Source organism: Terriglobus sp. YAF25 (genome assembly GCF_052113305.1).
Lineage (GTDB): Bacteria > Acidobacteriota > Terriglobia > Terriglobales > Acidobacteriaceae > Terriglobus.
In genome coordinates, this window is sequence record NZ_JBFRCY010000828.1 from 1 (window position 1) to 1,864 (window position 1,864).

A 1,864-nucleotide genomic window follows, 5' to 3' on the forward strand; every position below is an offset into this window, starting at 1 on the left:
GCTGTACCCTCGACTGCTGGTTTGCCTGGTTCCTGCACCGTGGCGGTGATGGTGGGAACAGGCACCCCGAAGTGGTTGCCACGGATCCATGCCGATTGCAGCGTCTTCGGGCTCGAGATCTTCTTGCCGATGCCCTTCATATCGCCCTCGGCGGAGTGGCAGCGTGTGCACTTTGCTTCAAAGTAATGCTGGCCGCTGGCGGCGTCGCCAACGAGGATATTTGGCGACCGCAGAGCATCCCCTGGCGCGCGTCCCTGGCTGCCGATCTCGCTCAGGATGCTGCGGACATACGCTGCGACCGCAGCGACATCGTCTTTTTCTGTCAGGATGTGGTGATTCGCAAGCCCCTGCTTCTCGCCACGGATAATAGGTTCAAGAGACTCACCGTGCATGTCCACAAGCGCGTCCTGGGAACGAAGGATATTGGGCCCAACGTTCTCCTTACCGCGTAGATCCGCGCTATGGCAGCTCTCACACTTCTTTTCGTACAACGCCTTGCCTGCGGCGACGATCTGAGGCGGATCGACCGGACGCATGGGTGCTTCGTTGAACTTCGACGTCTCAATATGCTGCGCCACGCTGTACAGCGTGATCCCCGCGGGAATGAGCAACAACATCGCCGCGGCGATGCGGCGGGACGAACTACGGCTCCATTTGCTTTCGGGCATGAAGGAATCCTAGGTGCAAGGTTGAAGCTGGGCTTCAGGCAAGCTGAGCTATATAGGTTTGTGATCAGCGTTTCGACAGATCGCGGATCCAGATGTCTTTGAACTGCATGTTGCCTTCGCCGCCGGCATGCAACTGCAGCGCGATACGGCCATCCGGAGCGCCGGGCTTAGGATCGGTAAAGTCCACCATCGGCACGCCGTTCAGGCGCGACCGGTAGCGATTGCCAACGACTTCCACCAGGTAATCGTTCCACTCGCCGTGGCGGACCACACCTTCATTCTCAGGCGCAGGCCAGACAACCCATCCGCGGCCATCTTCAGCGTAGACGCCGGCGGTGTGGTGCATCATGGTGCAGTCGATCTCAAACTGCATGCCTTGCGTGGTGTCGACGGAGTTCGGTTTGAAACCGGTATGGAAGAAGACGCCGCTGTTGCCGTCGCCTACGCATTTGAAACGCAGCGAAAGCTGGAAGTCTTTGTAGTCCTTATCGGTCTCCAGGTAACCGTAGGCTTTAGTCAAACCCTTGCCGTGAAGTACACCGTCGTCTTCCACCGTCCAGCTTTCGGCGCCGACGGGAACCCAGCCGGTGAGGTCTTTTCCATTGAAGAGCTGAATCCAGTCATTGCCGGGAGTTTTGGGCTTGGCTTGCTGGGCACCTACACGTCCCATATGCGTGACCGTAAGAAGTGTCACCGCAGCGGTACAGGCAGCGCCTGCGAGGAAGAAGAGACGACGGGTAGGTACAAGGCGGGTAAGGAAAGACAAGCCTGCAGACTTCTTCTGGATCATTTCGCCGACGAACTCCTGCGCAAGTGGGATTGCCCCACATGATACTTGCTCAACGTATCGATAGAGAAGTCAATCGATTGCGGAAGGCTGATTCGCTCATTTTTTCTGTGCGTTAGGCCGGTAGAGCATTTTTCCTGTAGGGGTAGCACAGGGCTTATCTATCTATGGGCGTTTTCCGCAATGAAAACGCCGCTGCACGCTCTTTCCGGGATACCCAGCAACAGGAAAAAACGCTCTAGAAACGTTTGTATCTCCTCGAATCCTGTTGAATCTGCGGGACATCTAAGCGGAACGAGGGAGACAGATATGGCATCGATCGTGAAGACCTTCCATTTGGGCGGAGACCTGGAAATTGCCCGCCTGGGTTACGGCGCAATGCGCATTGTGGGCAAGGGCGTGTGGGGAG

At 57.1% G+C, this 1,864-nt stretch carries 2 protein-coding genes; both read right to left on the minus strand.

Annotated features, from left to right (window positions below):
- The coding region (locus AB4043_RS24220) for a c-type cytochrome (protein ID WP_442308347.1) at positions 1-668 on the minus strand (668 nt) is incomplete at its 3' end.
- A gap of 64 nt (positions 669-732) precedes the next feature.
- Entirely contained in the window at positions 733-1,458 is a 726-nt protein-coding gene (locus tag AB4043_RS24225; RefSeq protein WP_442299719.1) for a 3-keto-disaccharide hydrolase, read from the minus strand.
- Between the last annotated feature and the right edge of the window lie 406 nt (positions 1,459-1,864).